This window comes from Kitasatospora putterlickiae (genome assembly GCF_039527695.1).
GTDB classification, from domain to species: domain Bacteria; phylum Actinomycetota; class Actinomycetes; order Streptomycetales; family Streptomycetaceae; genus Kitasatospora; species Kitasatospora putterlickiae.
On the sequence record NZ_BAAAKJ010000014.1, the window covers coordinates 10,514 to 18,288 of the forward strand.

A 7,775-nucleotide genomic window follows, 5' to 3' on the forward strand; every position below is an offset into this window, starting at 1 on the left:
GCCAGCTCGTGGCCGGCCGGGACGACCAGCACGAAGTCCTCGTCGAACAGCGGGATGTCCCGGGTCGGCGCGCTGCCGCCGGCCGGCAGCGCCAGCAGCAGCACGTCCAGCCGCCCGGCGGCCAGCCCCTCCAGCAGCGAGGGCGTGCGCTCCTCGTGGACGTGCAGCTCCAGCTCCGGGTAGCGGTCGCGGACCAGCCGCAGCACGGTCGGCAGCAGGTACGGCGCGACGGTCGGGATGACGCCCAGGTGCAGCGGCCCGGTGAACGGGCGGCGGGCGGCCTCCACCTCCTCGGTGAGGGCCTGCAGGGAGGCGAGCACCCGGCGCGAGTGCTCCAGCACGCGCTCCCCCAGTGGAGTGATCATCACCCGGCGCGTCGTACGCTCGACGAGCTGCGCGCCCAGCGACTCCTCCAGCGCGGCGACCGCCCCGGAGAGCGCCGGCTGGCTCGTCCCGGTGGCCGCCGCGGCCTCCCGGAAGTGCCGGTGCTCGGCCACCGCCACGAAGGCCTTGAGCTGGGCGACCGTGGGCGTCCGGGGGCTGCGCGTGGTGGCGTTCGCCACAGCGGCGTCGGGTTTACGGGCGGCGGCCCTGCGACGGACGGGGCGGGAGGGGGGCGTGGGGCTGTTGATAACTCTCTCCGATCAGACACATCGAGTGTAGCTATTTCCCTGATCAGTCCACGATGTGGAATGGTGGAGCCCGTTCCGCAAACCGGACAAACTCCCCTCACCTCACCTCAGGAGAAGCGAACGTGCTCACGATCGGTGACCAGTTCCCGGCCTACAACCTCAAGGGCGTGGAAGGGCCGTCCGCGGACAAGCTGGAGTTCAAGGACTACTCCTCGGAGGGCCAGAACGGCTGGCGAGTCGTCTTCTTCTGGCCGATGGACTTCACCTTCGTCTGTCCGACCGAGATCGCCGCGTTCGGCAAGCTGAACGAGGAGTTCGCCGACCGCGACGCCCAGATCCTCGGCGTCTCCGGCGACTCGGAGTTCGTGCACCACGCCTGGCGCAAGGACCACAAGGACCTGAACGACCTGCCGTTCCCGATGCTGGCCGACGTCAAGCACGACCTGATGCGCGCCTGCGGCGTCGAGAACGCGGACGGCACCGCCCAGCGCGCCGTCTTCATCATCGACCCGAACAACGAGGTCCAGTTCGCCATGGTGACCGCCGGCTCCGTCGGCCGTAACCCCAAGGAGGTCCTGCGGGTGCTGGACGCCCTGCAGACCGACGAGCTGTGCCCCTGCAACTGGAACAAGGGTGACGACACCCTCGACGCCCAGGCCCTCCTGGCGGGCTGACCCATGGCCCTCGACGACCTGAAGTCCGCCCTCCCGGACTACGCCAAGGACCTCAAGCTCAACCTGGGCTCGGTCATCGGCAACTCCGACCTCCCCGCCCAGCAGCTGTGGGGCACCGTCCTCTCCTGCGCGATGGCCACCCGCAGCCCCGCCGTCCTGCGCGAGCTGGAGCCCGAGGCCAAGGCCAACCTCTCCCCGGAGGCGTACAACGCCGCCAAGGGCGCGGCCGCGATCATGGGGATGAACAACGTCTACTACCGGACGCTGCACCTGCTCTCCGACAAGGAGTACAGCAGCATGCGGGCCGGTCTGCGGATGAACATCATCGGCACTCCGGGCGTCGAGAAGATCGACTTCGAGCTCTGGTGCTTCGCGGTCTCCGCGATCAACGGCTGCGGCCAGTGCCTCGACTCGCACGAGGCCGTGCTGCGCAAGGCCGGCGTCGACCGCGAGGTCGTCCAGGCGTCGATGAAGATCGCCGCCGTGCTCCAGGCCGTCGCCGGTGTCCTCGACTCCGAGGCCGCCCTCGCGAGCGTCACCGCCTGACCCGCACCACCACGAACGGGCCCCTCGTCCCGGACTCGACCGAGTCCCTGACGAGGGGCCCGTTCGCGTGCGCGGAGCCCTGGGATCAGAGGGCCGGGGGTCAGGGGGCCGGGGGGCGGGCGGCGGCTTCGCGGGCGGCTTCGAGGGCGGTGAAGACGGCCTGGCCGGCCTCGTTGCGGCGGCGCAGGTGGGTGACCACGGTGTTGGTGACGGCGATCAGGGGGACGGCGACGATGGCGCCGCCGATGCCGCCGATGATGGAGCCGGCGGCCACCCCGAGGACCACGCCGAGCGGGTGGACCCGGACGGCGCGGCCGAGGATCAGCGGCTGGAGCACATGGCCCTCGATCTGCTGGACGGCGATCAGCACCGCCAGCACCATCAGCGCCGTCCAGGGCGTCGTGGTGACCAGCGCGATCAGCACCGCCACCGTCCCGGTGACCAGCGCGCCGACCAGCGGGACGAAGGCGCCCAGGAAGATGATCACGGCGAGCGGCAGCGCCATCGGCACGCCGAGCAGCTGGATGCCGATGCCGATGCAGACCGCGTCGATGAAGGCCACGCAGACGGTGCCGCGGACGTAGGCGGTGAGCGTGGCCCAGGCCTTGGGGCCGGCGCCGGCCATCGCGTAGCGGGAGTGCCGGGGCAGGCCGCGCAGCGCCCAGTTCCAGATCCGCTCGCCGTCGTAGAGGAAGAAGAAGGTGGTGAAGAACGCGAGCAGGACGGCGGTCAGCACCTCGACGGCGATCTGCGCGCCGGTGAGGCTGGCCGAGGTGATCTGCTCGGTGTTGGTGCTGATCGCCTTGGTGATCTGGTTGGCGAAGTCGGTGATCTGCTGCTCGGTCAGGTGCAGCGGCCCGGTGATCAGCCAGTCCCGCAGCTGGTCGACACCGGCCTTGACCTTGCTGGTGACGGTCTCCAGGTTGGTGGTCACCTGCCAGACCACGAACCAGCCGACCAGCCCGATGCCGGCCAGTCCGCTCATGAACACCCCGCCGGCCGCCAGCGAGCGCGGGACGCCGTGGCGGCGCAGCCAGGAGACGGTGGGCTCCAGCAGCGCGGAGATCAGCAGCGAGGCGAGCACCGCGAAGGCGACCAGCCGCAGCATGTCGACGATGTAGAAGACGACGTACAGCGCGCCGCCGAGCAGCAGCAGCCGCCAGGTGGACTCGGCGGCGACCCGCAGCCCCCACGGCACCGCCTCGGCGGGGGTGGCAGGCCGGCCGAAGTGCCCGTGGGAGTGGGAGTGGGAGGCGGCGGGGGCGACGGGCGGAGCGGGCGCGGGAACCGGGGCGGGCTCGGGAGCGGGTGCGGGCAGGGGCGGGGGAACGACGGGCGGCGGGGTGAACCCGGTCCGCGGTCCGGGCAGCGGGTCGGCCGGCGGCGCGGGAAGCGGCGGTTCGTGGAAGTCGGCCGCCATCGCGGCCCGCCGGCGCCGTTCGATCACGGCGGCCGCGCTCGCCACCACGGCCATCCCCTTGGCCACGGCCTTGAAGGCCTTTCCGCCCCGCGCCATGCTCGCTACCACTTCTCCCCGCCGGAGCCGCCCGGTGCGGCGGCACGCCGTGGGTCCCGCCACGGCCGTCAGGAAGACGCTACCCGGCCGGGACGCGGTGAGTCCGCCCCGCGGGCACGATCAGTGCGGCTTCTTCGGGGCCGGATCCGGGGCAAACCCGCATGTCCTGGGTGGTTTCAGGCACGGGGCAGCGGGGAGGAGCCGATCGGGAACCCGGAGCCACCTGTCGGCGGACCGGCCGGTGCGGGGAGCCACCAGGACCCCTCCCCGTCCCCGCGTCCGCACCCAGGACCGCGCCGCCCGCGGGCCCACTGGTCAGCGCGGCCCGGGCGGCGCGGCCCGCCCGTGATCGGGGAACACCGCGGCCCCGGTCACGGCGGAAGCGTGACCGGGGCCGCGGTGGTGTTCGCCGTAGCGGGTGTTCCTAGTACCAGTGGTGCGACTGCCAGAACGACCAGGCGCCGCAGGGGCTGCCGTAGCGGCTGTTCATGTAGCCGAGGCCCCACTTGATCTGGGTGGCCGGGTTGGTGCGCCAGTCGGCACCGGCCGAGGCCATCTTGGTGCCGGGCAGCGCCTGGACCAGGCCGTACGCGCCGGAACTCTTGTTGGTGGCGGTGTAGTTCCAGCCGCTCTCGCGCTTCACGATCTGGCTGAAGCACTGGAACTGCGCGTCGTTGCCGATGATCTGCTGGGCCAGCGCCTGCACCGAACCGGGGCTGACCGAGACCGCGGGGGCGGACGCGGCACCGTCGGTGGCGGCCATCGCCGAGCGCGCCTTGGAGCGGTTCGCGGCGGCCTCGTCGGCCTTGCGCTTCTCCTCGGCGGCCTTCGCGGCCTTCTCCGCCTCGGCCTTGGCGGCGGCCTCCTTGGCCGCGGCGTCGGCCTTGGCCTGGGCCTCGGCGGCGGCCTGCTGGCGGGCGGCCTCTTCGGCGGCCTTCTGCTCGGCGGCGGCCTTGGCCGCGGCGTCGGCCGCGGCCTGCTGGGCGGATGCCTGCGTGCCGATGTTGTCGCTGATGGTCTGCGCCTGGGCGCCGGAGGGGACTTCGGCAAGGAGGGTCGCGCCCGCGACGTCGACCGTCTGCGTCGTCTTGCCCTCGCTGCCCGACGCCATGCCCACGACGGCACCGACAGCGGTGACGGCGGTGGCGGAGGCGACAGCAACTCCCCGGACCGAGATCCGAGTCACATGGATTCCTTCCAGCATCGCCCACGCGTGACCGTACGGGCGCAAGATGCCCCTTGGCGCGGCCCTCCGTACGGTGCTGGTCACGGGAGGGACTGACCCGGCGTCCGGCCGAGGTGAGGCGACCGGGCGTTGTGATCGGGCGGCGTACGGCTTTCGGTCTTCAATTGTGCGTCCACCGACCGGAGTTGGTGGACCGTCCGGGCCGGACCCCCGGTCTCCCGGAAGCCTTGCCATGCCGTACGCGGGGCCTGACAGAACCCTCACCATGCCGCAAGGGGACCTGTCGACGCAATTCCCTGTTGCGTGGCGGATGTCACATTCACCGAACCGGCGTTCGTCGAACACAAAGCACTCGATGTGATGAAAGGAGGGGGCCCGCTCCCTCAGGAACGGGCCCCTTGGCGGGAATTGACGTCTTCGTCCGTTAATGTCCGGATGATCCGTAAATCAACGGCTCACGGGCTGACGTCCTCCAGCATCTCCGTCACCAGCGCCGCGATCGGCGAGCGCTCCGAGCGGGTCAGCGTGATGTGCGCGAAGAGCGGATGCCCCTTCAGCTTCTCCACCACCGCCACCACGCCGTCGTAGCGGCCGACCCGGAGGTTGTCCCGCTGCGCCACGTCGTGGGTGAGCACCACCCGCGAGCCCTGGCCGATCCGGGACAGCACCGTCAGCAGGACGTTGCGCTCCAGCGACTGCGCCTCGTCCACGATCACGAAGGCGTCGTGCAGGGAACGCCCGCGGATGTGGGTGAGCGGCAGGACCTCCAGCATCCCCCGGGAGATGACCTCCTCGATCACGTCCGGGGTGGTGACCGCGGAGAGGGTGTCGAAGACCGCCTGGGCCCACGGGCTCATCTTCTCCGTCTCGGAGCCCGGGAGGTAGCCGAGCTCCTGCCCGCCGACCGCGTACAGCGGCCGGAAGACCATCACCTTGCGGTGCTGCTGCCGCTCCAGGACCGCCTCCAGGCCGGCGCAGAGCGCCAGCGCGGACTTTCCGGTACCGGCCCGGCCGCCCAGCGAGACGATCCCGACCTCCGGGTCGAGCAGCAGGTCCAGCGCCACCCGCTGCTCGGCGCTGCGCCCGCGCAGGCCGAACGCCTCGCGCTCGCCGCGCACCAGCCGGACCCGGCCGTCGCCGGTGACCCGGCCGAGCGCCTTGCCGCGCTCCGAGGTGAGCACGAGTCCGGTGTGCACCGGCAGTTCGGCGGCGCCCTCGACGTCCACCCCGGCGTCGTGGCCGGCCGCGAACAGCGCGTCCACGTCGTCGGCGGGCACGTGCAGCTCGGACATGCCCGTCCAGCCGGAGGTGATCGCCAGCTCGGCCCGGTACTCCTCGGCGAGCAGGCCGACCGAGGACGCCTTGATCCGCAGCGGGAGGTCCTTGGAGACGACGGTGACGTCGTACCCCTCGGCCTGCAGGTTGCGGGCCACCGCCAGGATCCGGGTGTCGGCCTCGCCGCCGCCCGCCCGGTAGCCGGCCGGCAGTATCGACGGGTCGGAGTGGTTGAGCTCGACCCGGATGGTGCCGCCGAGCTCGCCGACCGGGATGGGCTCGTCCAGGCGGCCGTGCCGGATCCGGTAGTCGTCGAGCAGTCGCAGCGCCTGGCGGGCGAAATACCCCAGCTCCGGGTGGTGCCGCTTGGCCTCCAGCTCGGTGACCACGACCACGGGGAGGACGACCTCGTGCTCCTCGAAGCGGCTCATGGCGAGCGGGTCCGCCAGGAGCACGCTGGTGTCGAGAACGTACGTGCGCCGGTCTGGTGTCCGGCGGCTCTTGGAACTGACCACTAGGCCTCCAGGGCGGATGACCCTGCGTCATCCGCGGCAAGCCGGCCCCCGCTGCCCCGGTGGCCTCGGGGCCGGTCTGATCGGAGTATTCCCAGGCGGGGGGCGGTGCATTCGCGCCCCCGGAGAACTGACGGATCATTGCGGGTGAACGTTTGGCCTCGCCCGGCCGCCGGGTAGGCCAGCTCCTACGTGGTCAATCCCGCTGGCGCGGGACGCCGGACCCGGTGTCCCGGGACGCGCCGGCCCCCGGTCAGAGGCCCATCCTCCGGTTGCGCTGCTCGTAGGCGCGCAGCGCCCGCAGGAAGTCGACCTTGCGGAAGGCCGGCCAGTACGCCTCGCAGAAGTAGAACTCGCTGTGCGCGCTCTGCCAGAGCAGGAAGCCGGAGAGCCGCTGCTCGCCCGAGGTGCGGATGACCAGGTCGGGATCGGGCTGGCCCTTGGTGTACAGGTGCTCGGCGATGTGCTCGACGTCCAGGACCTCGGCCAGTTCCTCGATCGAGGTGCCCCGGCCGGCGTGCTCCTGGAGCAGCGAGCGGACGGCGTCCGCGATCTCGTGCCGGCCGCCGTAGCCGACGGCCACGTTGACGGTGATGCCCTCGATGCCGGCGGTCTCCTCGGCGGCCCGCTTCAGGACGTCGGCGGTGTGCCGCGGCAGCAGGTCCAGCGCGCCGACCGGGTTGATCCGCCAGCGGCGGGCGGCGGCGAGGTTGGTGACGGCGTCCTCGATGATGCCGAGCAGCGGGACCAGCTCGTCGGCCGGGCGGTCGAGGTTGTCGGTGGAGAGCATCCACAGGGTGACGACCTTGACGTGGGTCTCGTCGCACCAGCCGAGGAACTCGCTGATCTTGTCCGCGCCGCGCTGGTGCCCGTACGCGGTGGAGCCGCCGGTGGCGCGGGCCCAGCGGCGGTTGCCGTCGAGGATCACGCCGATGTGGCGCGGGGTGCGGGCGAGGTGCACCTCGACCCGGCGACCGTAGAGGCCGTACATCCCGTTCAGCAGGACGCGCAGACCCGGCGTGCGTTCGACGACATCGCGCAGACCCATGGTTTTTCGGCCCCTCCGTACTCACATCACCGGGTGCTTCAGAACCCCCGCGCAGCCTACTCCCGCGCCGTGGCGGCAGGGAAAGCCGCAGGTCGCGAGAGGGTCACGGTCCTGTACGAAGTCTGTCGCGACGGGCGTGGCGGAGGTGGCCTGAAGGGACCCGCGCGGCTGCCCGGGGACGATCCGGGGAACGCCCGGCGGCCGGATACGGAACGGTCTCCGATTCCTTAAGGAATCCGTAAGCCGACGGTTCAATGCTTGACGACCCCCAATGGTCTAGTCCAGCTTTTGTTCCCAGGGCGGAACAGAACACCGGTCCCGCCCTCGTCAAGGCAGTACTTCGGACGCAATGCCCTCCCCCACACGCGGCCGCCGCGCCCCCCACC

At 71.6% G+C, this 7,775-nt stretch carries 7 protein-coding genes; 2 read left to right on the top strand and 5 right to left on the bottom strand.

Annotated features, from left to right (window positions below; all coding sequences use genetic code 11):
- The coding region (locus tag ABD308_RS01325; protein ID WP_344324151.1) for a LysR family transcriptional regulator at nucleotides 1–563 on the bottom strand (563 nt) is incomplete at its 3' end.
- Between the two features lie 191 nt (nucleotides 564–754).
- Here ABD308_RS01325 and ABD308_RS01330 point away from each other — a divergent pair.
- Together ABD308_RS01330 and ABD308_RS01335 are read left to right on the top strand one after the other, a co-directional pair.
- On the top strand, nucleotides 755–1,306 hold the full coding sequence (locus tag ABD308_RS01330; protein ID WP_344324154.1) for a peroxiredoxin: 552 nt from the start codon (nucleotides 755–757) through the stop codon (nucleotides 1,304–1,306).
- A 3-nt stretch (nucleotides 1,307–1,309) separates the two neighbouring features.
- A complete protein-coding gene (locus ABD308_RS01335) occupies nucleotides 1,310–1,852 on the top strand; it encodes an alkyl hydroperoxide reductase (RefSeq protein WP_344324156.1) in 543 nt (180 codons plus the stop codon).
- Nucleotides 1,853–1,952: 100 nt separating this feature from the next.
- Here ABD308_RS01335 and ABD308_RS01340 read toward each other — a convergent pair whose 3' ends face one another.
- From ABD308_RS01340 to ABD308_RS01355, 4 genes are all read right to left on the bottom strand, one after another.
- Nucleotides 1,953–3,368 (bottom strand): AI-2E family transporter, encoded by a 1,416-nt coding sequence (locus ABD308_RS01340; protein WP_344324159.1) that lies wholly within the window; start codon nucleotides 3,366–3,368, stop codon nucleotides 1,953–1,955.
- Nucleotides 3,369–3,792: 424 nt separating this feature from the next.
- Complete coding sequence (locus ABD308_RS01345) at nucleotides 3,793–4,554, bottom strand: aggregation-promoting factor C-terminal-like domain-containing protein (protein WP_344324162.1); 762 nt, start codon at nucleotides 4,552–4,554, stop codon at nucleotides 3,793–3,795.
- Between the two features lie 455 nt (nucleotides 4,555–5,009).
- Nucleotides 5,010–6,344 carry an RNA 5'-3' helicase PhoH2 gene (gene phoH2 / locus ABD308_RS01350; protein ID WP_344324165.1) on the bottom strand — a complete coding sequence of 445 codons (1,335 nt, stop codon included), beginning with the start codon at nucleotides 6,342–6,344 and terminating at the stop codon, nucleotides 5,010–5,012.
- A 250-nt stretch (nucleotides 6,345–6,594) separates the two neighbouring features.
- Complete coding sequence (locus ABD308_RS01355) at nucleotides 6,595–7,389, bottom strand: isoprenyl transferase (RefSeq protein ID WP_344324168.1); 795 nt, start codon at nucleotides 7,387–7,389, stop codon at nucleotides 6,595–6,597.
- Nucleotides 7,390–7,775 lie beyond the last annotated feature (386 nt).

Excerpts from the sequence above, each read along its gene's own strand:
- ABD308_RS01335 (WP_344324156.1), top strand. The coding sequence starts at position 1,310 with ATGGCCCTCGACGACCTGAAGTCCGCCCTCCCGGACTACGCCAAGGAC.
- ABD308_RS01340 (WP_344324159.1), bottom strand. The coding sequence starts at position 3,368 with ATGGCGCGGGGCGGAAAGGCCTTCAAGGCCGTGGCCAAGGGGATGGCC.
- ABD308_RS01355 (WP_344324168.1), bottom strand. The coding sequence starts at position 7,389 with ATGGGTCTGCGCGATGTCGTCGAACGCACGCCGGGTCTGCGCGTCCTG.